Source organism: Kitasatospora sp. NPDC056327, assembly GCF_042261735.1.
Lineage (GTDB): Bacteria > Actinomycetota > Actinomycetes > Streptomycetales > Streptomycetaceae > Kitasatospora.
In genome coordinates this window covers 1-21,057 of the sequence record NZ_JBHJRC010000136.1, presented here as the reverse complement: position 1 = coordinate 21,057, position 21,057 = coordinate 1, and the positions used below count along the sequence as shown (strand labels likewise).

Annotated in this window: 20 protein-coding genes; 13 read left to right on the top strand and 7 right to left on the bottom strand. The window is 76.2% G+C overall.

Annotation, left to right across the window (positions count from 1 at the left end):
- Nucleotides 1-98: 98 nt before the first annotated feature.
- Entirely contained in the window at nucleotides 99-1,724 is a 1,626-nt protein-coding gene (locus ACFCX4_RS20390) for an FAD-binding oxidoreductase (RefSeq protein WP_376144354.1), read from the bottom strand.
- 20 nt (nucleotides 1,725-1,744) lie between these two features.
- On the opposite strand from ACFCX4_RS20390, the gene ACFCX4_RS20385 reads away from it, so the two are divergent.
- Nucleotides 1,745-2,365: a TetR/AcrR family transcriptional regulator gene (locus ACFCX4_RS20385; RefSeq protein ID WP_376144352.1), complete on the top strand. Its 621-nt coding sequence runs from the start codon at nucleotides 1,745-1,747 to the stop codon at nucleotides 2,363-2,365.
- Between the two features lie 15 nt (nucleotides 2,366-2,380).
- A complete protein-coding gene (locus tag ACFCX4_RS20380; RefSeq protein WP_376144351.1) occupies nucleotides 2,381-3,961 on the top strand; it encodes a glycerol-3-phosphate dehydrogenase/oxidase in 1,581 nt (526 codons plus the stop codon).
- A gap of 81 nt (nucleotides 3,962-4,042) precedes the next feature.
- On the opposite strand, the gene ACFCX4_RS20375 is transcribed toward ACFCX4_RS20380, so the two are convergent.
- Nucleotides 4,043-4,336, bottom strand: a complete 294-nt coding sequence (locus ACFCX4_RS20375; RefSeq protein ID WP_376144349.1) for a hypothetical protein — start codon at nucleotides 4,334-4,336, stop codon at nucleotides 4,043-4,045.
- A gap of 121 nt (nucleotides 4,337-4,457) precedes the next feature.
- On the bottom strand, nucleotides 4,458-5,309 hold the full coding sequence (locus tag ACFCX4_RS20370; protein WP_376144347.1) for an SDR family oxidoreductase: 852 nt from the start codon (nucleotides 5,307-5,309) through the stop codon (nucleotides 4,458-4,460).
- 71 nt (nucleotides 5,310-5,380) lie between these two features.
- On the opposite strand from ACFCX4_RS20370, the gene ACFCX4_RS20365 reads away from it, so the two are divergent.
- Both ACFCX4_RS20365 and ACFCX4_RS20360 read left to right on the top strand, forming a co-directional pair.
- Nucleotides 5,381-6,331 (top strand): LysR substrate-binding domain-containing protein, encoded by a 951-nt coding sequence (locus ACFCX4_RS20365; RefSeq protein ID WP_376144345.1) that lies wholly within the window; start codon nucleotides 5,381-5,383, stop codon nucleotides 6,329-6,331.
- Between the two features lie 53 nt (nucleotides 6,332-6,384).
- The gene (locus ACFCX4_RS20360) at nucleotides 6,385-6,960 is read left to right on the top strand and encodes a TerD family protein (RefSeq protein ID WP_376144343.1); all 576 of its coding nucleotides are present in this window, start codon (nucleotides 6,385-6,387) and stop codon (nucleotides 6,958-6,960) included.
- Between the two features lie 111 nt (nucleotides 6,961-7,071).
- On the opposite strand, the gene ACFCX4_RS20355 is transcribed toward ACFCX4_RS20360, so the two are convergent.
- The gene (locus ACFCX4_RS20355; RefSeq protein ID WP_376144341.1) at nucleotides 7,072-8,331 is read right to left on the bottom strand and encodes a monooxygenase; all 1,260 of its coding nucleotides are present in this window, start codon (nucleotides 8,329-8,331) and stop codon (nucleotides 7,072-7,074) included.
- 230 nt (nucleotides 8,332-8,561) lie between these two features.
- Between ACFCX4_RS20355 and ACFCX4_RS20350 the strand changes: the two genes are divergently transcribed.
- The 5 genes from ACFCX4_RS20350 (at nucleotide 8,562) to ACFCX4_RS20330 (ending at nucleotide 14,184) form a co-directional block, all read left to right on the top strand.
- The gene (locus ACFCX4_RS20350) at nucleotides 8,562-10,616 is read left to right on the top strand and encodes an FAD-dependent oxidoreductase (RefSeq protein ID WP_376144339.1); all 2,055 of its coding nucleotides are present in this window, start codon (nucleotides 8,562-8,564) and stop codon (nucleotides 10,614-10,616) included.
- 150 nt (nucleotides 10,617-10,766) lie between these two features.
- Nucleotides 10,767-11,318: a PadR family transcriptional regulator gene (locus tag ACFCX4_RS20345; RefSeq protein ID WP_376144337.1), complete on the top strand. Its 552-nt coding sequence runs from the start codon at nucleotides 10,767-10,769 to the stop codon at nucleotides 11,316-11,318.
- Nucleotides 11,319-11,453: 135 nt separating this feature from the next.
- Nucleotides 11,454-12,230, top strand: a complete 777-nt coding sequence (locus ACFCX4_RS20340) for a hypothetical protein (protein ID WP_376144335.1) — start codon at nucleotides 11,454-11,456, stop codon at nucleotides 12,228-12,230.
- Between the two features lie 333 nt (nucleotides 12,231-12,563).
- Entirely contained in the window at nucleotides 12,564-13,589 is a 1,026-nt protein-coding gene (locus ACFCX4_RS20335; RefSeq protein ID WP_376144333.1) for an ArsR/SmtB family transcription factor, read from the top strand.
- A gap of 169 nt (nucleotides 13,590-13,758) precedes the next feature.
- Nucleotides 13,759-14,184, top strand: coding sequence for a hypothetical protein (locus tag ACFCX4_RS20330; RefSeq protein ID WP_376144331.1), 426 nt, complete (start codon nucleotides 13,759-13,761; stop codon nucleotides 14,182-14,184).
- Here ACFCX4_RS20330 and ACFCX4_RS20325 read toward each other — a convergent pair.
- Nucleotides 14,142-14,792: a GNAT family N-acetyltransferase gene (locus tag ACFCX4_RS20325; RefSeq protein ID WP_376144329.1), complete on the bottom strand. Its 651-nt coding sequence runs from the start codon at nucleotides 14,790-14,792 to the stop codon at nucleotides 14,142-14,144. The two genes, ACFCX4_RS20330 and ACFCX4_RS20325, sit on opposite strands and share 43 nt — an antisense overlap.
- A 189-nt stretch (nucleotides 14,793-14,981) precedes the next feature.
- Entirely contained in the window at nucleotides 14,982-15,848 is an 867-nt protein-coding gene (locus ACFCX4_RS20320; protein WP_376144326.1) for an NAD(P)H-dependent oxidoreductase, read from the bottom strand.
- A gap of 98 nt (nucleotides 15,849-15,946) precedes the next feature.
- On the opposite strand from ACFCX4_RS20320, the gene ACFCX4_RS20315 reads away from it, so the two are divergent.
- Nucleotides 15,947-16,846 carry a helix-turn-helix transcriptional regulator gene (locus tag ACFCX4_RS20315; RefSeq protein ID WP_376144324.1) on the top strand — a complete coding sequence of 300 codons (900 nt, stop codon included), beginning with the start codon at nucleotides 15,947-15,949 and terminating at the stop codon, nucleotides 16,844-16,846.
- Nucleotides 16,847-16,851: 5 nt separating this feature from the next.
- On the opposite strand, the gene ACFCX4_RS20310 is transcribed toward ACFCX4_RS20315, so the two are convergent.
- Nucleotides 16,852-18,351: a glycosyltransferase 87 family protein gene (locus tag ACFCX4_RS20310; RefSeq protein WP_376144322.1), complete on the bottom strand. Its 1,500-nt coding sequence runs from the start codon at nucleotides 18,349-18,351 to the stop codon at nucleotides 16,852-16,854.
- Nucleotides 18,352-18,659: 308 nt separating this feature from the next.
- On the opposite strand from ACFCX4_RS20310, the gene ACFCX4_RS20305 reads away from it, so the two are divergent.
- The 3 genes from ACFCX4_RS20305 (at nucleotide 18,660) to ACFCX4_RS20295 (ending at nucleotide 20,999) form a co-directional block, all read left to right on the top strand.
- Nucleotides 18,660-19,172 (top strand): hypothetical protein, encoded by a 513-nt coding sequence (locus ACFCX4_RS20305; RefSeq protein WP_376144321.1) that lies wholly within the window; start codon nucleotides 18,660-18,662, stop codon nucleotides 19,170-19,172.
- Between the two features lie 208 nt (nucleotides 19,173-19,380).
- Nucleotides 19,381-19,809, top strand: a complete 429-nt coding sequence (locus tag ACFCX4_RS20300; protein WP_376144319.1) for a hypothetical protein — start codon at nucleotides 19,381-19,383, stop codon at nucleotides 19,807-19,809.
- Between the two features lie 221 nt (nucleotides 19,810-20,030).
- On the top strand, nucleotides 20,031-20,999 hold the full coding sequence (locus ACFCX4_RS20295; RefSeq protein ID WP_376144317.1) for a bile acid:sodium symporter: 969 nt from the start codon (nucleotides 20,031-20,033) through the stop codon (nucleotides 20,997-20,999).
- The last annotated feature ends 58 nt before the right edge of the window (nucleotides 21,000-21,057 follow it).

Below are 21,057 nucleotides of genomic sequence, written 5' to 3'. Positions count from 1 at the left end.
CAGCCGGGCGGCGGCGCGGCGGGCGGCCGGTCCGGCGCGGCCGGCCGCCGCCGCGGGGTTGGTGAGGAGAACGACGCGCGCGATGGTTCTCCGTCCGCTCACGGGATCAGCTTGCCCGGGTTGAGGATGCCCGCCGGGTCCAGCTCGGCCTTGACGGCCCGCAGGACGCGCACGCCCACCTCGCCGATCTCCTCGGCCATCCAGGGGCGGTGGTCGGTGCCGACGGCGTGGTGGTGGGTGATGGTGGCGCCGGCCGCGGCGATGGCGTCCCCGGCGGCGCGCTTGGCGGCGGCCCACCGCTCCAGCGGGTCCTCGCCGAGGGCGCCGACGACGGTGAAGTAGAGCGAGGCGCCGGTCGGGTACACGTGCGAGATGTGGCAGAGCACGAGGGCGCCGGGGAGGGCCGCGGTCAGCGCGGCGGTGACGGCGGACCGCAGGCCGGGCAGGCGCCGCCAGTCGGTGGCGGTCTCCAGCGTCTCGCAGAGCGCGCCCGCGTCGAGCAGCGCGTCGCGCAGGTAGGGCGCGTCGAAGCGGCCGTGCTCCCAGGCGAGGGCGGGTGCCTCGCCGAGGGAGGTGGCGCCGGCCGCGAGCAGTGCGTCACGGGTGAGCCGGTGACGGGCGGCGACCTGGTCGGCGGTGCCCTCGAAGACGGTGACGGCCAGGCAGCCGCCGGCCGCGGGTTCGCCGCCGATCCGCTCGGTCATGGCGAGGTTGACCATGGTCTCGGCCTCGTCGGAGAGCCGGATGACGGTCGGGCCGGTGCCCTGCTGCTCGACGGCGCGCAGTGCCTGCGCGCCGGTGGCGAAGTCCGGGAACGACCAGGCCTCGTGGGCCCTGGCGGCCGGCAGGGGGTGGACGCGTACCCGGACGGCGGTGATCACGCCGAGGGTGCCCTCCGAGCCCAGGAACAGCGCGCGCAGGTCGGGCCCGGCGGCGGAGGCGGGGCCCCGGCCGAGGTCGAGCACGCCCGCCGGGGTGACGACGCGCAGGCCGCGCACCATCTCGTCGAACCGGCCGTGCCCGGCCGAGTTCTGTCCGGAGGAGCGGGTGGCCGCGAAGCCGCCGACGGTGGCGTAGCGGAAGCTCTGCGGGTAGTGGCCGAGTTCGAGGCCGTGCTCGGCGAGCAGGGCCTCCGCGGCCGGGCCGGTGAGGCCGGCGCCGAGCACGGCCTCGCCGGAGGTCGGGTCGAGGCCGAGCAGGCCGTCGAGGCGGCGCAGGTCGAGGGAGACGACGGCGGCGAACTCCCCGCGCAGCGGCTCCAGTCCGCCGACGACGCTCGTGCCGCCGCCGAACGGCACGACGGCGATCCGGCGTTCGGCGCAGAGCGCGAGCAGGGCGGCGATCTCCTCCTCGCCGCCGGGCAGCACGACCGCGTCGGGCGCGTCCTGCGGGTCGCGGGAGCGGCGGCGCAGCAGGTCCGGGGTGGATTTGCCGCCGGCCCGGGGGAGCCGGTCGGCGTCGGAGGTGCCGAGGTGGGCCTCGCCGACGACGGCGGCGAGCGCGGCCAGGTCGTCGGGGGTGAGGGCGCAGGGGCGCAGGACGACCTCCGCGGCGGCGGGCCCGGGGGCGGCGTCGCCGGTGACGCCGAGGGCGGCGGCGAGCAGTCCCCTGATGTCGGCGGACAGCTCCCGGGCGAGCGCCGGGTCGCCCCAGGCGTCCCACTTCATCGGGGGGAGCGGGAGGGTGGCCGCGCCGGCCGGTGCCGCTTGCTTCTCGGGGGTCATGCGTTACAGTTTTACACATCATGTCAAGTAGTAACGATGAACGCGAGCCGCGGCCGGAGCCCCGCGGCACCGATGACGCGATCCTCGACGCCGCCGCCGAGCTGATCGTCCAACTCGGCGTGCGCCGCACCCAGCTGGCCGAGATCGCCCGCCGCGCCGGGGTCAGCCGGCCGACCGTCTACCGGCGCTGGCCGGACGTGCGCGCGGTGATCGGCGCGCTGCTCACCCGCGAGATCGGGGCCACCCGGGACGCCGTGAGGCTGAGCGGCACGGACCGCGGCGCCTTCGTCGAGGGGGTGGTCGAGGTGGCCGTCGCGCTGCGCGACCACCCGGTGCTGGGCGCGCTGCTGCGCTCGGCCGACTCCGACACGCTCTTCGAGTACGTGGTGGAGCGCCTCGGTGCCAGCCAGCGCGGACTGCTGGAGGCGCTGCGGGCCGGCGTCGTCCAGGGGCAGCGGCACGGTTCGATCCGGGCCGGCGAGCCGGTCGAACTCGCCGCGATGGTGCTCCTGATCGCCCAGTCCACCGTCCAGTCGCACCGAATGGTGGCAACCTTGCTGCCCGAGGCGGCCTGGCGGCGCGAACTCGCCCGCGCCCTGGACGGCTACCTCGCGCCGCAGCCCCCTCCCCGACCGTCGTAGACACGGAGACCGCAGATGACCACCACCGCCGGGCCCTTCGCCGGGACCACCCGACTCACCGCCCGGCGCCGCGAGCTCGAACTCGGCCTGCTCGCGGCCCGGCCGCTGGTCGAGCTGCTGGTGATCGGCGGCGGGGTGACCGGCGCGGGCATCGCGCTGGACGCCGCGGCGCGCGGGCTCTGCGTGGCCCTGGTCGAGGCGCGCGACCTCGCCTTCGGCACCAGCCGGTGGAGCTCCAAGCTGGTGCACGGCGGTCTGCGCTACCTCGCCTCGGGGCGGGTGGGCGTGGCCCGGGAGAGCGCGGTCGAGCGCGGGGTGCTGATGACCCGCACCGCCCCGCACCTGGTCCGGCCGCTGCCCCAGCTGGTGCCGCTGCTGGACGGGCTGATGCGGCCGGGGCAGGCCTCGCTGGTCCGGGCCGGGTTCCTCGCGGGCGACGCGCTGCGGCTGAGTGCCGGGACGCCCGGGCGTCTGCTGCCGCGGGTGCGGCGGGTGGGCGCCGCGCGGGCCCGTGAGCTGGTGCCGGGTCTGCGGGGTGACGGTCTGTCGGGCGGGCTGGTCGCGCACGACGGCCAGCTCGTGGACGACGCGCGGCTGGTGGTGGCGCTCGCCAGGACGGCGGCGCAGTACGGGGTGTCGGTGCTGACCGGGGTGCGCGCCGGGGAGGTCACCGGGACGGGCGCCCGGCTGACCGACACCCGGACCGGAGAATCGTTTCTCCTCCATGCCCGCGCCGTCGTCAACGCCACCGGGGTCTGGGCGGGCGAGGTGGACCCGTCGGTCCGGCTGCGGCCCAGCCGCGGCACCCACCTGGTGGTGGACGCGGCCGCGCTCGGCCGGCCCACCGCCGCGCTCACCGTGCCGGTCCCCGGCTCCACCGGCCGCTTCGTCTTCGCCCTGCCCCAGCAGCTCGGCCGGGTGGCGATCGGCCTGACCGACGAGGACGCGCCCGGCCCCGTCCCGGACGAGCCGCAGCCCACCGAGCGGGAGCTGGACTTCCTCCTCGACACCGTCAACGCCGCCCTGGAGTCCGTGCTGACCAGGGACGACGTGCGCGGCGCCCACGCCGGGCTGCGTCCGCTGATCGACACCGGCGACGGCGCCACCGCCGACCTCTCCCGGCGGCACGCCGTCCTGGAGTCGCCGGACGGCGTGATCACCGTGGTCGGCGGCAAGCTCACCACCTACCGCCGGATGGCCGAGGACGCCGTGGACACCGCCGTCCGGCTGCGCGGTCTGCCCGCCCGCGCCTGCTGGACGGCCCGCCTGCCGCTGGTCGGGGCGCCCGGGCACCGCGACAGCCGCCCGGCGCCGGAGGGCGAGGTGGCGGCCTCGCTGCTCGCCCGGCACGGCGGCGCGGCCCGCGAGGTGCTGGCGGCGGGGCAGGAGCGGCTGGGCGCCGGTTACGGGGCGCCGGTCGCCGAGGGGATCGACGTCAGCCGCGCCGAGATCGCGTACGCGCTCACCCACGAGGGGGCGCTGGACGTCGAGGACGTGCTGCACCGGCGCACCAGGATCGGCCTGGTGCCGGCGGACGCGGAGCGGGCCCGGCCGGCCGTCGAGGCGATCGCGGAGACCGTGGCCGGGCGGGGCTGACACCGGACCGGGCCGAAGCCCGGGCGGGCCTCGACGCGGGCGGGCCCGCAGCGCGGCCGGCCCGCTCCCGCGCGGCCCGCCTCAGTGCTCCGTGTGCTCCGGCACCGGGTGCACGGCCCCGTCCAGCTCCAGGCTGCAGGCGAGCGGCCGCTCGGGGTCGCCGGTCCGCTCCAGCCGGACGGCCACCGGCCGGGGCGGCTCCCCGGGGAGCTGGGCGGCGAGCAGCAGCGGGTACACGCCGTGCCCGTGCACCCGGTGGAAGGCCACTTCCTTGCCGTCCACCAGCAGCTCGGTCTCGGTGATCCAGCCGGCCCGGACGTTCACCGTGACGGAGTGCCCGCCCCGGTCGAGGTGGAAGCTGTGCCGCTGGCGCATGAGGACCTCCCGACGTGCCCCCCGAATCCCCGTCATTCTACGGCGCGCAGCCCCGGCGGCGGGGTGGCGGACGGGCGGGGGCCGACCGGTCGCGCCGCCCCGCCGCCGGTGCCGCCGGCGCTCAGGCCAGGCGCCCGCCGCCGTCCACGTGCAGGACGGTGCCGGTCACGAAGGGGCTGGTCATGGCGAAGTGGACGGCCCGGACGAGGTCCTCGGTGGTGCCGGTGCGGCGGGCGGGGTTGCGTTCGGCGACGGAGCGCAGGAAGGCGGCCTTGTCGGTGCCCATGCCGTCCCAGGCGCCGGTGTCGACGATGCCGGGGGAGACGGCGTTGACCCGGACCGGGGCGATCTCGACGGCGAGCGCCCGGACGAGGAAGGCGAGCGCGCCGTTGGTGGTGGCCATCACGGTGCGGGCGGGGGCCGGGCGCCAGGCGGCGACACCGGAGAAGAAGGTGAACGAGGCGCCGTCCGGGCCGTCGGCGGCGGCCTGCGGCGCGAGGTGCTTGGCGAGCAGCAGCGGGCCGTAGACCTTGGCGGCGAACGCGCGGTGGACGTCGGCGAGTTCGAGCTCGGCGAGCGGGCCGTTCGCGGGCATCGCGGCGGTGGAGACGAGGTGGTCGAAGCGGCCGGTGGCGGTGGCGAGGGCGGCGACGGACGCCTCGTCGGCGAGGTCGACGGGGACGACCCGGGCGGGGCCGGGCAGCTCGCCGGCGGTCCACTCCAGCTTGCGCGGATCGGGTCCGGCGAGGACGAGGTCGGCCCCGGCGGCGGAGGCGGCGAGGGCGAGGGCGCGGCCGGTGCGGGAGCCGGCGCCGACCACGACGACGCGGCGGGCGGCGAGCGGCCGGGCGCCGTCCGGCCGCTCGGGGAGCGGCTGGGCAGGGTGCGGCTGGGCAGGGTCGGGCTGGGCGGAGTGCGGCCGGGCGGGGTGCCGGTGGGCGCCGGCGAGCGGCGCGGAGGTCTCGGAGGTCATGCCGGAATCCTGCGCCGACCAGCGGTGATGCGTCCAAGACATGTTTTCTCCCGGAGCCATAAACTCCGTGCATGACTACCCTCCGGCAGTTCGAGTACCTGGTGACCGTGGTCGACACCGGTTCCTTCACCCGTGCCGCCGAGCTGCTGCACGTCACCCAGCCGGCGCTGTCGCACCAGGTGAGGGCGCTGGAGAAGGCGGTCGGCGGCCCGCTGCTGGAGCGGCTGCCCCGCGCGGTCCGGCCGACCCCGATGGGGCGGGCGGTGCTGCCGCACGCCCGGGCGGCGCTGGCGGACGCCGAGCGGCTGCGGTCGGCCGCCCGGCAGGCGGCCGGACTGGCGGCCGGGGAGCTGGAGCTGGCGACGGTGTACTCGGTCAGCCTCGGCATCCTGCCGCCGGTGCTGCGGGAGTGGCGGGCCGCGCACCCGGGGGTGCGGATCCGGCTGCGGGAGTTCGCGCACGCCGACGAACTGCGGGCCGCGATGGCGGCGGGGCAGGCCGACGTCGCGGTGGGGACGCCCCCGGCGGACTGGGAGGGGCCGATCCGGGAGCTGGGGGTGGAGGAGTTCGTGCTGGCGCTGCCGGCCGGGGACGACGCGTGGGCGGAGGGGGCGCGGGTCCCGCTGGCGGCCCTGGCCGACCGCGACTGGGTGCACTACGCGCCGGGCAACGGTCTGGCCGACCTGCTGGACGCGGCCTGCGCGGCGGCCGGGTTCCGGCCCCGGGCGGCGGTGCGCACCGAGCAGACGGCGGCGGCCCCGCTGCTCGCGGCGGCCGGTCTGGGGCCGGCGCTGGTGCCCGCGAACATCGTGCCGCCGGGCTTCGACGGGCTGGTTCGCCACCCCGGGCCGCCGGTGCGGCGGCCCCTGGCGGCGTACACCCGGACCAGGCCGGATCCGCTGACGGCGGCCTTCGTCGAGCTGCTGGCCCGGCGGGCCCGACTGCTGCCCGACCATGTCGCCGGGCTGTTGTCCGGATCCGCCCGCGCGGCCCCGGATGTGGCGGCCGACGGATTCTCGTGATCTCTACAGTGCTGTAGATTCGTCGACAGGGAGAGCAACCGAGGAGGGCAATCGTGGGAGTTTCGCTGGCCAAGGGCGGCAACGTCTCGCTGACGAAGGAGGCGCCGGGCCTGACGGCCGTCATCGTCGGACTCGGCTGGGACGTGCGCACCACCACCGGTGCCGACTACGACCTGGACGCGAGCGCGCTGCTCTGCGACGCGCGCGGCAAGGTGGTCTCGGACCAGCACTTCGTCTTCTTCAACAACCTGCGCAGCCCCGACGGTTCGGTCGAGCACAGCGGTGACAACCTCACCGGTGGCGGCGACGGCGACGACGAGCAGATCAAGGTCGACCTGGCCGGTGTCCCGCTGGACGTCGCCAAGGTCGTCTTCCCGGTGTCGATCTACGACGCGGACGCCCGTTTCCAGAGTTTCGGCCAGGTCCGCAACGCGTTCATCCGGATCGTCAACCAGGCCAACGGCCAGGAGCTGGCGCGCTACGACCTCACCGAGGACGCCTCCACCGAGACGGCGATGGTCTTCGGCGAGCTGTACCGCAACGGCACCGAGTGGAAGTTCCGCGCGATCGGCCAGGGCTACGCCTCCGGCCTGCGCGGCATCGCCACCGACTACGGCGTCAACGTCTGACCGGGGGCCGCAGAACGGGCCACCGGACGGCCGACTGAGCGGGTCGCCGTCCGGTGGCCGACCGCGGTACGCCGCGGCGGACCCGCCGGGTCCGCCCGCCCGGCCCGTCGGTCAGCCCCTCGGCGCGGCCGGCGGGCGGTCGAGCGCCAGCCCGCCGAACCCGCCCGTGGCGCCCAGCTGCCGGCGCCACCACTCGGCCATTCCCGGCCCGTCGATGGCCGACCAGTCCGGTGCCTCGCTGACCTGCGCCCGCCCGAGCCGGCGGCTGAGGTCCACCAGGGCGCGCCCGGCCTCGCCGCGCTCGCGGTCGTAGCCGGGCAGCAGGTCCGCCCAGTCGTCCGCCGCCCGCCAGGCGTCCTCGAAGGCGCAGGCGTCCTGGAGCGCCTTGGCCGCGCCGCTGGTGGTGTGCGGGCGGACCAGGGTCGCCGCGTCGCCGGCGAGCAGCAGCCGGCCGGCGGTGCGGCGCGGGGTCTCCAGGTCGTGGATCGGCTGGAGCAGGATCCGTTCGACCGGGGTCAGGTTGACCACGCCCGCCCAGTACGGCGGAAGGGCGCGTTCGGCGAGCTCCGCGAGCTCGTCGTGGTGGGCGTCGTCGAGCGCGCCGACCGGGAAGCCGAGCGGGTCGGACTCCTCGTCGGCACGCCGCAGCCAGGTGGGTGCCGGGGCGTAGAACACCCAGTTCACCAGCGTCGTGCCGGGGGTGAGCCCGGGCACCCGGTAGAGCACGACCTGGCCGCCGGGGTAGCAGACGGTGATCACCTCCTCGCCGGGCCAGCGGGCCGCGCCGCCCGGGAGCCGGTCGAGCAGCCGGGCGTCGAAGCTGCCGCGCCAGGCGACGTACCCGGCGTACTCGGAGCGGGCCCGCGGGCAGACGGCGGCCCGCACCACCGACCGGTGGCCGTCGGCGCCCACCACCAGGTCGTGGGTCTCGCGTCCGCCGTCGGCCGTCTCCAGCCAGGCGGGCGCGGCGGGGTCGGTCCCGCCGACGGCGCCGACGGCCGTCCCGGCGCGGAACTCCACGCTGTCCGGGGTGCGTTCGCGCAGGCCCTGCCAGAGCACGCCCCAGTGGAAGGCGTGCATCGCCATCGGCTGCACCCAGAGCACCCGCCCGCGCGGGTCGCCGTCCTCGCCCCTGGCGACCCAGTGCCGGCTGGTGACCGGGTGGTGGCGGATGCCGTCGTCCAGGTGGCCGGCCCGCACCAGCTCGTCGTAGCGGTCCAGCAGGATGCACAGGCCCACCCCGCGGTCCTCCAGCCGCCCCGGACTGCGCTCCAGCACGGTGACCCGCTCGGCGCCGCCCCGGGCGGCCGCCCGCGCGAAAGCGCACCCCGCGATGCTGCCGCCGACCACGGCGACCGATCCACCCCGCACGTCCGTCCCCCTCCAGCTGCCGGGCCGCCCCGGGCCCGTACGTCCTGATGCCGTTCGGTCCTCCGACGATACGACGCGTGCTGATGATCCGTCAGGCGAAGCCCCCGGGTGTCCGCGCCGCCGCCGGGACGGTGTTCCCCGGATCACTTATGCAACTCGTTGCACAAAGGGGACCGTCTCGCCTACCGTGGAGTAACCAACCGCCCCGGCCCTGCCCAGGAGACGCCGCGATGACGCCGACCGCCAGCACCCCGACCCCGCCCTACCCGCACCTGCTGCGCCCGCTCGACCTCGGCTTCACCACCCTCCCCAACCGCGTGGTCATGGGCTCCATGCACGTCGGCCTGGAGGAGCTCCCCGGCGGCTCCGAGCGGATGGCCGCCTTCTACGCCGAACGCGCCCGCGGTGGCGTCGGCCTCATCGTCACCGGCGGCATCGCCCCCAACGAGGCCGGCCGCCCCTGGGACGGCGGTGCCAAGCTCACCACCGAGGAGGAGGCCGACGGGCACCGCGTCGTCGCCGACGCCGTGCACGCCGCCGGCGGCCGGATAGCCCTGCAGATCCTGCACTTCGGCCGCTACGCCTACCACCCCGGCCTGGTCGCCCCCAGCGCCGTGCAGGCCCCGATCAGCCCCTTCCCGCCCCGCGCGCTCACCGCCGACGAGGTCGAGGCGACCATCGACGACTTCGCCCGCTGCGCCGAACTGGCCCGGCGGGCCGGCTACGACGGCGTCGAGATCATGGGCTCGGAGGGCTACCTGATCAACGAGTTCATCGCCGCCGCCACCAACCACCGCGACGACGAGTGGGGCGGCCCGTACGAGAACCGGATGCGCTTCCCGGTCGAGATCGTCCGCCGGGTCCGCGAGCGGGTCGGCCCGGACTTCATCCTGGTCTACCGCCTCTCCATGCTCGACCTCGTCCCCGGCGGCTCCACCCTGGACGAGGTGATCCGGCTCGCCAAGGCCGTCGAGGAGGCCGGTGCGACCATCATCAACACCGGCATCGGCTGGCACGAGGCGCGGATCCCCACCATCGCCACCTCGGTGCCGCGCGGCGCCTACGCCTGGGTGACCAAGCGGGTGATGGGCTCGGTCTCCGTGCCGCTGGTCACCACCAACCGCATCAACACCCCCGAGCTGGCCGAGCAGCTGCTCGCCGACGGGTACGCCGACCTGGTCTCGCTGGCCCGGCCGCTGCTCGCCGACCCCGACTTCGTGGCCAAGGCCGCCGAGGGCCGCCCCGAGGCCGTCAACACCTGCATCGGCTGCAACCAGGCCTGCCTCGACCACACCTTCAGCGGGCGGGTCACCTCCTGCCTGGTCAACCCGCGGGCCTGCCACGAGACCGAGCTCGTGCTCGCCCCGACCCGGCTCGCCAAGCGGATCGGCGTCGTCGGCGCCGGACCGGCCGGCCTCGCCTTCGCCGTCACCGCCGCCGAGCGCGGCCACCGGATCACCCTGTTCGACGCCGCCGGCACCATCGGCGGCCAGCTCGACATCGCCCGCCGGATCCCCGGCAAGGAGGAGTTCGCCGAGACCCTGCGCTACTACCGCCACCGCCTCGACGCCCTGGGCGTCGAGCTGCGGCTCGGCACCCTGGTGGACGCGGCGGGGATCGCCGCCGAGGGCTTCGACGAGATCGTGCTCGCCACCGGCGTCGCCCCGCGCACCCCCGGCCCCGCCGACCTGCCCGGCGTCGACCACCCCAGCGTGCTCGGCTACCTCGACGTCCTGCGCGACGGCGCGGCCGTCGGGGAGCGGGTGGCCGTCCTCGGCGCGGGCGGCATCGGCTTCGACGTCGCCGAGTACCTCACCGACGCCGGCGACGCCGCGAGCCTCGATCCGGCCGTGCACCGCCGGCACTGGGGCATCGACGAGGAGTACCGCGAGCGCGGCGGCCTCGCCCGCCCCGAGCGGCCCGCGCCGCCGCGCCGGGTCCACCTGCTGCAGCGCAAGGAGACCAAGGTCGGCGCCGGGCTCGGCAAGACCACCGGCTGGATCCACCGCACCGAACTCAGGCACCGCGGCGTCACCATGGTCGCCGGGGCGCGCTACGACCGGATCGACGACGCCGGCCTGCACTTCACCCTGGACGGCGAGCCGCAACTGCTGCCCGTCGACACCGTGGTGCTGTGCACCGGCCAGGAGCCCCGCCGCGACCTCGACACCGCGCTGCGCGCCCTCGGCGTCACCGCGCACCTCATCGGCGGGGCCGACGAGGCGGCCGAGCTCGACGCCAAGCGCGCCATCAAGCAGGGCACCGAACTGGCCGCCGCCCTCTGACCCCGGCCGCCGCCCTCTGACCCCGGCCGCCGCCCTCTGACCCCGGCGCAGCGCGCGCCCGGCGGCCCCGGCGGCCCCGACGGTGTCGGCCCCGGAGCCGTCGGGCCCCGAGGCCCCCGGCCGGTCGGTGGCGGCCCCTAGGATCGACCCATGTCGCTGCCGCACGCCATCCTCACCGCCCTGCTGGAGAAGCCGTCCTCCGGGCTGGAGCTGACCCGGCGGTTCGACAAGTCGATCGGCTTCTTCTGGTCGGCCACCCATCAGCAGATCTACCGCGAGCTGAGCCGGCTGGAGGCCACCGGGCTGATCCGCGCGCTGCAGCGGACCGGCCCGGTGCGCGGGCAGAAGAAGGAGTACGAGGTGCTGCCCGCCGGCCGGGCCGAACTGGCGCGCTGGACGGCCGCCGCGGACGACCCCCGCCCGATCCGGGACCCGCTGCTGCTGCGGCTGCGCGCCGCCGCGGTGGTCGGCACGGCCGGCCTGGACGGTGAGCTGCGCCGTCAACTCGCCCTGCACCGGGAGAGCCTGGCCTCCTACCGGACCATCGAGCGGCGGGACTTCGCGCCGGGGGAGGAGGACCGGGGCGATCCGCTCCAGCACGCCGTGCTGCGCGCCGGGATCGGCCTGGAGGCCTTCTGGGTGCAGTGGCTGGAGGAGACCCTGGAGACCCTGCCCGCGCCGCCGCCCGAGCCCCCGGCCTGAGCCCGCCCGAGCCCCCGGCCCGAGCCCGCCGGAACCCCCCTGACCTGCGGTTCCACCCGCCGGGCGGGCGGGCTTCCAGCCCCGATGGGACACTGGACGCCTGTCCCTGCCCGACCTCATCGACCGGGGGCCCCCATGTCTCTCCCGAGGCCTCTCCTCGCCCTGACCGCGGCGGCCGTCACCACGGTGCTGGCCCTCGGCACCACCCAGCTCGCGGCCGGCGCGGCGCCGCCGGCCGGCGCGCCGGCGCTCACCGCGGAAGCCGTCCGGCTGCCCACCGACGGACAGCTCCGGGCCGCCCTGCTGACCGCCACCGAACTCGGCCCCCAGTACGCGGAGATCCCCCCGAGCGAGGAGTCCCCGCCCGACTCCTCGGCCGGGTCCTCGGCCGGGCCGTCGGACGCCACCCCGGCGGTCGGCTGCGACGCCCTGCGCGCCCTGCTGAACGGCACCGCCGCCGACGACCGCTCCGGCTCCGGGAACCCGCACCAGGAGATCGAGTTCGAGGGCACCGACGGCAATCCGATGATCACCGAGTCGCTCACCGCCGAGGAGCCCGAACGGCTGACCGCCGACCTCACCACCATCGGCGCGGCGTTCACCGACTGCCGCAGCATCACGTTCACCGACGACTTCGGCGGGGCCGTGGCCTTCTCCGTCACCCCGATCGCGCTGGGCGACCGCGAGGGCGCCCCCGCCGTCCGGATCGACGGCACCCTGAGCGGCGTCCGGCTCAACGGCTACCTGGGCGTCGAACGCCTCGGTGACGTCGGCCTCGCCTACGGCTTCTTCCAGCGCGAATCCGACTCCTCCGAACTCGCCTCGCTCTACTACCGGGCCGCCGTCGCCAAGGCGGAACGCACCCTGGGCCTGGAGGCGGGCTCCACCGTCGCCCCCGGCACGGCCGTCTGACGGCGGTCCCCCCACGCCTGCGCCCCGCGCCCCGTGCCCCGGAACCCCGGGGCACGGAGGTGCCGGGGGCGCCGCGGTGGTCGGCGGAGAGCGGGCCGGCCGTCATCCTCGCGACCCGGCCCGGTCCGTGCCAAGGCCCTTCGGGCTCCGTCGAATTCGGGCGCGGCAATGTCGCCGCCGTGCCACGAACCGGTCAGAGCCGGGCAACGCGGCCGTCGCGCCCGACCGGCACGCCTACGGTGGGCGTGAGGCCCCCGGGGGGCCGGAGAGGTCGGTGGGGAACGAGGCCGGAGGCTGCCGCACCCCGCCGGGACGCCGACGGAAGGGCCGGGATTGCTGCGTATCCACTTCACCCACGACGACCTGACCAGGGTCCGGATCGCGCGGTCGCCCGACCCGCTCACCGAGACGGTCCTGAGCCTGTCACTGGTCCGGGCGAGAGACGTGGGAGGAGCGGCCCTGGAGGGCTGGCGCAGCAGGACGCGCAGACGCCTGCGGCCGGAGCTGGGGATGCTGTTCGACCTGGCGTCCCCGGCCGGCGCGGCGGAGGCCCCGGAGGCGTTCCTGCACGCCGCCACCGACAGCCTGGCGGACAGCCTGGACCACACCTGGTCGCAGCCCCGTCGCCGGTGGGCGACCGACCTGCGGGTGCTGGAGTACCTGCGGCCGAAGGCGCCCCGGTGGGTCCGCGAACTGCACGGCGGCGACCGCGAGTGGCGGGGCCTCGTCGACCGCCGGCTGCGCGAGTACCACGCCTTCGCGGTCGCCCCGTACTGGTCGCAACTGCTGGCCGCCGCCCACCTGGAGCGCACCGGCCGGGCGCTGACCGTGGCCGACTCCGGGCTGGACGGCCTGCTCGGCTCGCTGCACCCCGACATCCGCTGGGAGTCGCCGGTGCTCTCGGTGCCCTGCCCGGTCGACGCCGACCTGTGCCTGCGGGGCACCGGCATCGTGCTCGTGCCCACCTTCTTCTGGCCCGAGCCGATGGTGATGACCGACAACCGGGGCCCGGAGCACCCGGTGGTGGTGCACTACCCGCTGGCCCGCGACCTCGTCACCTACCGGACCGTCTGGGCCTCGGCCGCCGCGGAGGACCAGGCCGGTGCGCTGGTCGCACTGCTCGGGGCGACCCGCGCCCGCACGCTGCGGGCGGCGGCCGACCCGGCGGGCACCGCCGAGATCGCCCGCCGTACCGGCACCTCCGCCGCCACCGCCAGCCACCACACCACCGTGCTGCGCGCGGCCGGCCTGCTGACCACCGAGCGCGCGGGGTCCGGCGTCCGCCACGCCCTGACCCCGCTCGGCCAGGCCCTGCTCGACGACCGCCCGGGTGCCGGCGGCGGCGAACAGGAGACCTGACGGCCGGGCAGGGCGGGCGCACCCGCGCCGGTGCCGTGCCCTGCGGCCCCGTGTCCCGTGCCCGCGCCCTCCCGGCCAACGTCCGCCGCCCGGCCCCGTGTTAGCCTGCGCCGACAACGCGAGGGGGCGCTGTGCGACGCGATGCGAGGCCGACGGGAGCGCGGGCGCGATGACCGACGAGAGCTTCGGCGGACCGGACCCCGGCGAATCCGGACCGGGCCACCTCCCCGGGGACCCGACGCCCGTGGCGGAGCCGCCGCAGGGCTGTCTGCGCGCGATCGGCGACTTCCTGCTCGACCTGCTGGGCGAGGCGGCGAGCACCGTGCTGTTCGGCGTGCTGACCACCGGCTCCCTGGCCGGGGTCTTCGTCCTCGCCCAACTCGCCTACCGACAGGACCCGTTGCTCGCCCTGGCGCTGGCCGTCGCGGCGGTGCTGGTGGTCGCGCTGGGCGTGTGGCAGCTCTTCCGGCCGAAGGAGCGGCGGCGCGGTCCCGGCCGGATCGCCGCCGCCGTCGCCGCGGCCCTCGGGGTCTGGCTGCTGCTCTGCCTCGGCTACGCCTCGCTGAGCACGGCCCTGGACCTCGCCCACTTCTGAGCGATCCGCCGCTCCAGGTGCTCCTTCGTCGCCGGCCACTCCTGCGGCGTGACGGAGAACATCGCGGAGTCGCGCAGCCGCCCGTCCTCGCCGGGGGCCCAGGACGGCGACCAGTTCCGCAGCACGCCCTCGAAGGTGGCGCCCACGGCGGCCAGCGCGGCGCGCGAGCGCTCGTTGCGCGCGTCGGTCCTGAGGTCGACGCGGACGACGTTCCAGTGCTCGAAGGCGTGCCGGAACAGCAGGTACTTGGCCTCGCTGTTGACCCCGGTGCCCTGGGCGGACGCGGCGAGCCACGTCCCGCCGATCTCCACCGCGTACAGGCCGGTGCCGGACGGCCAGGGGCGCGGGTCCAGGAACGAGGTGACCCCGACGGCCCGCCCGGTGGCACGGTCCACCTGGGCGTACGGTGCCAGGAGTCCGGCCCCGGCGTGGGCGAGGCGGGCGTCGATGTAACCGGTGACCTCCTCGGCGCGCGGCACCACGGTGTAGTCGTACGCGCGGCGTTCCTCCTCGGCGGCCGCGGCGAGGCCGGCGGCGTGCGCGTGGGTGAGCGGCTCCAGCCGGACGAGCCGGCCTTCCAGGGGCGGGGTGTCGAGGGGGAAGGACATCAGGCCTCCGTAGGGGCACCGGCGCGGTCCGGCCGGGCGGCAGGGGCGCCGGAGGCGGTGGTCACGACGGTCACGACGGTCACGCGCGCAACTGTGCTGATTCCCGGTCCGGTCGGCAACGGGTTTTCCCGCGTCCGGCCCGCCCGGGGCCGGCGGACCCGTCCGTCCCCTGCGGCCGGCCCGGTCCACTCAGCGGGTGTGCAGCTCCAGGCCGCGCCCGCCCGGTCGCCCCAGGCCCTCCTTCAGCCGCATGTCGCGCTCGTAGTCGCCGCCGTCCAGCCGCCGGAACGGCACCGGCTCCTCGGTGAACAGCCCGTCCAGCCGACGCCCGTACGCCTCCGCGACGGCCGCGAACCCCTCCTCCGGCAGCGCCACCGTCCCGTACGCGGCGAACGGTTCGAGCGGAGCCAGGCCGGTGAACCAGAGCACGCCGTGCTGCAGCGGGAACAGCACGTCCGCCAGCGGCCCGTGGACGCCCCGGTCGGAGAACGAGGACTCGCGCGCGCCGACGCTCACCGCCAGCAGTCCGCGCCGGCCGCCCAGCGCGCCGTCACCGTACGGCAACTCGACGCCGGGGCCGTGCGCGAACCCGTAGGTGAGCACCCGGTCGATCCACCCCTTGAGGATCGCGGGCACCGAGAACCACCACAGCGGGAACTGGAACACCACGGCGTCCGCCCAGCGCAGCTTCTCCTGCTCGGCCGCCAGCTCGGCCGCGAGCCGCCCCGCGCCGGTGGCCGCGCCCTGGGCCTCCAGCACGTTCAGCCGGGTGTCGGCCGGATGGTCGGGGAAGTCGTCGGTGCCGATGGCGGCCTGCCACTTCATGGCGTACAGGTCGGAGACCCGCACCTCGTGCCCGGCGGAGCGCAGCCGCTCGACGGCGAAGTCCGCGAGCGCGGCGGTGAGCGACCGCGGCTCGGGGTGGGCGGTGACGATCAGGACGCGCCTGGGCCGCTCGGACTCCGCGCGGTGGCCGGACTCCGCGAGGTGCTCGGACTCCGTGCGGAGGGCGGAGGGGAGACGGTCGGACTGCTGCTGCGGGGCGTGGTTGCTCATGGCCCCACCCTCGCCCGCGCCGCCCGCCGCAACCAGGTCCCTGTGATTCCGGAGGACTCCCGGTCCTGGTACTGCGGGGGCCACCCATACTGGACCGCATGGACTCCACCTCCGCCCCCGGCCCCGCCGAGCCCGCCCGTTCCGTCGATCCCCGGCACGCCCTGGGCGAGTTCCTGCGTGCCCGCCGCGGCCGGATCTCCCCCGAGCTGGTCGGGCTGACGGTCGGCGGACGGCGCCGGGTGCGGGGTCTGCGCCGGGAGGAGCTGGCCCAGTTGGCCGGCATCAGCGTCGACTACTACGTCCGCCTGGAGCAGGGCCGCTCCACCCAGCCGTCCGCGGAGGTGCTGGACGCGCTGGCCCGCACCCTGGGCCTGGACGAGGCCGAGCGTCACCACCTGGTCAACCTCGCCTGCGCCCGCCGGACGCCGCTGCCCACGCCGCGGGTGACTCCGGTGCTGCACAGCATGCTGACGGCGCTGGGCGCCGGCCTGCCCGCGTTCGTCACCGACCACCGGCTCGACGTGGTCGCCTGGAACCCGCTGGGCGCCGAACTCCTCGGCGGGGCCGGGGATCCGGCCCGCCGGGACCGCAACCAGGCCCGTTTCCTCTTCCTGGACCCGGCCGCCCGCGCGGCCCACCCGGACTGGGCGGACCGCGCGGCCGAGGCGGTCGGCCAGCTCCGGGTGGCGTCCGGCACCCGGCCGGACGACGCGGAGCTGACGGCGCTGATCACCGAGCTGTCCCGCGCGAGCGCGGAGTTCCGCGGGATCTGGGAGTCCGGCGAGGTGGTGATGTGCCGGGCCGGCCGCAAGCGCCTCCACCACGCGCTGACGGGCACCCTCACCCTGGACTTCGAGGCCCTGCTCGTGCCGGCCGGCCCCGGCGGGACGGGCCTCGTCCTGCACGTCTTCTCGCCGGGCGGGGACGCCGCGGCCGCCGCCGCCCTCGCCCGGCTCGCCGCCGCCGTCGCGGCACCCGTGCTGGCCGCGACGGCGTAACCCGTTCAGGGCCGCTCGGCGGCGTCTGTCCGGGCGGCGTCCGTCCGCAGCCCGTCCGGCGACGCGGACGGCGAAGACGGGGACGGCGAAGGGGACGGGGCGGGGGAGGGCGACGGTACCGGGGCCCGTGATCCGGTCCGGGGGCCGACGAGCCCGGCCGTCCCCGGACCGGCGAGGGGGCCGGCCGCCGGCCGCTCGCCCGCCCGGAACTCCTGGACGGTGGCCCGCAGTACGGCCATCAGCGCCAGCAGCATCAGCACGCCGTGGGCGGGCATCGACAGGTAGGGCGCGACGTCGGGCGCGATGAACTTGAGGTAGCTGCCGAAGGACGAGAGCTGGACCAGCACCGGCACGTACCAGAGCTGCCGGGGCAGCTGGAAGGCGACGATCACGCTGAGGATGTCCGCGAGGTAGAAGTAGCGCTCGTGCATGGACGGCAGCAGGAACGGCACCGCGATCGAGAAGAGGGCGGCGAGCAGCAGGATCTGCGTGCCGGTGAACGCCGCCCGCCCGGCCGTCCCCCGCCCGGCCGTCCGCCGCCCGGCCGTCCCCCGCCCGGGCACCGCCGCCGGGTCCGAGGCCGCCGCCGTGCCGGTGCCTTCCGCCGTGCCCGCGCGCCGGCCGGACCGGACCGCGAGCGCGACCAGCGCCAGCACCAGGACGCCCGCGACCACCACACCGGCCCGTCGCACCGGTGCCTCCTCACCGGCCGGCACCGAGACGAACTGGTACACCGACGGCGCCAGGAGCGTCAGGTCCTGGTAGACGCCGGTCTGCCGGGTGTACACCGTCAGCAGCTTCCACGGGTCGGACCCGAGCAGGAAGGCGGGGACGTCGAGCAACAGGTAGACGGCCGGGACGGCGAGCAGGCTCCGCCACGGTATTCGGCGGGTCAGCAGGAGGACGAGCAGCAGCGGGAACAGGAAGACCGCCTGGAGCTTGAAGGCGAGCGCCACCCCGAAGAACGAGCAGGCCCACCAGGGCCGCTCGCGCAGGACGTAGTAGACGCCGCCGACCAGGAAGGCCGTGAACACCCCGTCCGCCTGGCCCCACCAGCCGCTGTTGGTGACGACGGTCGGCAGGAACAGCACGATCACCGCCGCGGCGAAGGGCCGCCAGGGCCGGTGCCGCCACCGCAGCGCGACGATCCGGTAGGTGTAGGCGGCGAGGATCAGGTCGAAGACGACCGAGACGTACTTGATGCCCGTCAGCCCCGGGACCGGCAGGTAGGTGAGCGCGGCCATGAAGTAGAGGTAGGGGACGTTGTAGTCCGAGAAGGCGGTGTCCCCGAGCGCGCCGAAGCCGCCGTTGTCCGAGATGTACCGGTACCACGGGCCGAGGAAGTAGTACCAGTCCGCCGACTCGTACTTCAGCAGCAGGAACCGGACCAGCAGCGCGGTCGACACCGCCGTCACCCCGGCCAGGGCGAGCACCGTCGGGTCGGCCCCGGCCGGGGCCGGCGGTTCCTGCTTCCCGCGTGGTTCGTCGGCGACTATCTCGGACATCGGTCTCCATTTCGGGTGGAACGGACCACGGCCGGCCGGGGTGCGCACCCGAACCGCTCCACGGGCGCGCCGGTTCGACCGGTTCAGCAGACCGTAGCCGACATTCCGGCCCGGGCCGCCTCCCGGGGACGCCCGGCATCCCGCGCGCTGTTCACCCGGACGTGTCACGCCGGCACGGGAAGTCGGCCGGGCCGACTTCCCGTGCGCGTTCCGGTGTGGGGTCGATGCCCTCGTGAACCCCCCGGTCCGCTCCCGCGTTGTCCGACTTGGCATGCTCGTAGGCGGCAACAGGCAGTCGGGAGGGGGCCGTGGTGGCACGGTGGCGGGGCGCGGTGGTGGCCGGTGTCATGGCGATGGTGACCGTGGCGCTGACGGCGGCCGGCTGCGGCGAGCCCGGGCCGCGGCCGGAGCAGCTGATCGCCGTGCGCCTGGAGGCCGGGCGGCTGGTCGTCCGCACCGGCCTGTGCCACGACGAGCGGCTGCGCGCCGTGCGGGTGAAGGTCTTCCCCGGTTCGCAGAAGCTGGAGGTGCACCCCCGCGAGGGCCGGTCCGCCCAGGAGGCGCTGGAGACGGTCGACCTCGGCGGCCTGCCGCCCGGGTGGACGGCGAACGGCCAGCCGCCGGGCGAGATCCTCGCCGACCGCCGCTACACCGTGGAGGTCGTCCGCGAACGCCCGCTGGCGGTCACCGTCCCCGGGGACGTCCTGCGGAGCCTTCCCGCCGGCACGTGGGCGGCCGGCGGCTGGGACTGGGACTACAAGCTGCTCACCGCCAAGGAGTTCGACAAGCGGCGCAAGGCGTCCTGCCCCGAGAGCGACTGACGGGCACCGGCCCCCGTGGCGGGCGACCGGGCTGCGGGGAGGTGGCGGGACCTGTCGAGCGGACGGACTACGGCGAACGGCGGTCGTGCGGACCGTGCGTTCGGCGCAGCTCGGGAGCGGTCGGGGCCGGGGGCATTGCCCGGGGCGGTTGGGGCCGGTAGACGGGAGGTTCCGAGCGCCCGACCCCCACTGAGCCCCGGGAGAACCGATGACCGCGCTGAGACTGCTCGCCGCCCCCGCCGCCGCGCTGGCCCTGGCCCTCGGCCTCGCGCCCGCCGCCACGGCGGCCCCGGCCGCCGTGCCCCCGGCCGCCGTGCCCCTCGCCACCGTGCACGTCACCGACGCGGCCGGCGGCACCACCGTGCACGCCTCCGTCGGCGACACCGTGCAGGTCGACCTCGCCGCCCTGCGGGACCACACGGTGACCTGGCACTGGTACGCGCCCGCCGCCGCCACGGCCGCCGTGCTCGCGCAGACCGCCGCCGGCGCCGATCCGAACGGCGACTCCCACGCCACCTTCACCGCCTCGTCGGCGGGCACGAGCGACATCACCGCCGTCGGCCGCTGCGTGCCGGACCCGCGCACCGTCTGCCCGCCGTTCGTCGCCCGCTGGAAGGTCACGGTCGTCGTCTCCTGACCGCCCCGGCTCCTCGGCCGTCCTGGGCCGGGGCGGCCCGTCCGGGCTGCGAGGATGGGTGGCGGGGCCGCCGCCCGGGCGGCCCGGTGCGGGCGCGAGGAGCAGTCGAGGTGTCACAGCGGGAACCGCGGGAGCCGCAGGGCGGCGGTGCCGGTCCGGGCGCAGGACCGGCACCGGGTCCGGCGCCCGGTCCGGGTCCGGGTCCGGGCCTCGTCGAGCGGATGGAACACCACCAGGTGGTGATCTACCTCGCCGCGATGGCGGCTGGCGGACTTCTGGCGTGGCTTGCCCCTGGTGCGGGGCCGGGTCTGGAGCACGTGATCAACCCGGTGCTCGGCGCCCTGCTGTTCGTCACCTTCCTCCAGGTCCCCGCCGCCGAACTGCTGCGCTCGCTGCGCGACACCCGCTTCCTGTCCGCCGCGCTGACGGTCGACTTCGTCGTCGTCCCGCTCGTCGTGGCCGCGATGTTCGCCTTCCTGCCGGACGAACAGGCCGTGCGCGTCGGGGTGTTGCTGGTGCTGCTCTGCCCCTGCGTGGACTACGTGATCGTCTTCTCCGGCCTGGCCGGCGGTTCGAGTCGCCGCCTGCTCGCCGCGACCCCGCTCCTGCTGGTGGCGCAGATGCTGCTGCTGCCGCTCTTCCTCTACCTGTTCATGGGACCGGAGCTGGCCGACGCCGTCGAGCCGGGCCCGTTCGTCGAGGCCTTCCTCACACTGATCGTCACCCCGCTCGCCCTGGCCTGGCTGCTCCAGGCGTGGGCGGCCCGGCGCCCGGCGGGGCGGCGGGTCTCCGGCGCCGCGACGACCACGATGGTGCCGCTGATGGCCGCGACCCTGCTGACCGTGGTGGCCTCCCAGGTGCCGAAGCTCGGCTCCGGGCTCGGCGACGTCGCCGCCGTGGTCCCCTTCTACGTGCTGTTCCTGCTGGTGATGGCCTTCGCGGGCCGGGCCGTCGCCCGGCTGTTCCGCCTCGGTACGGGTGCGGCGCGTGCGGTCGTCTTCACCGGTGGGACCCGCAACTCGCTGGTGGTCCTGCCGCTGGCCCTCGCGCTCCCGGACTCGCTCGCGCTCGCCGCCTCCGTCGTGGTCGCCCAGACGCTGGTGGAGGTGCTCGGCATGGTCGTCTACGTCCGGCTCGTCCCGCGGCTGGTGCCGGAGCCGCGGCCGGACCGGGAGCCCTCCCGGGGGTGAGCGGTCGCCCCCTGGGTGGCGGAGCCGCCACGCAGGGGGCGATGGAACGGCCGCGGGC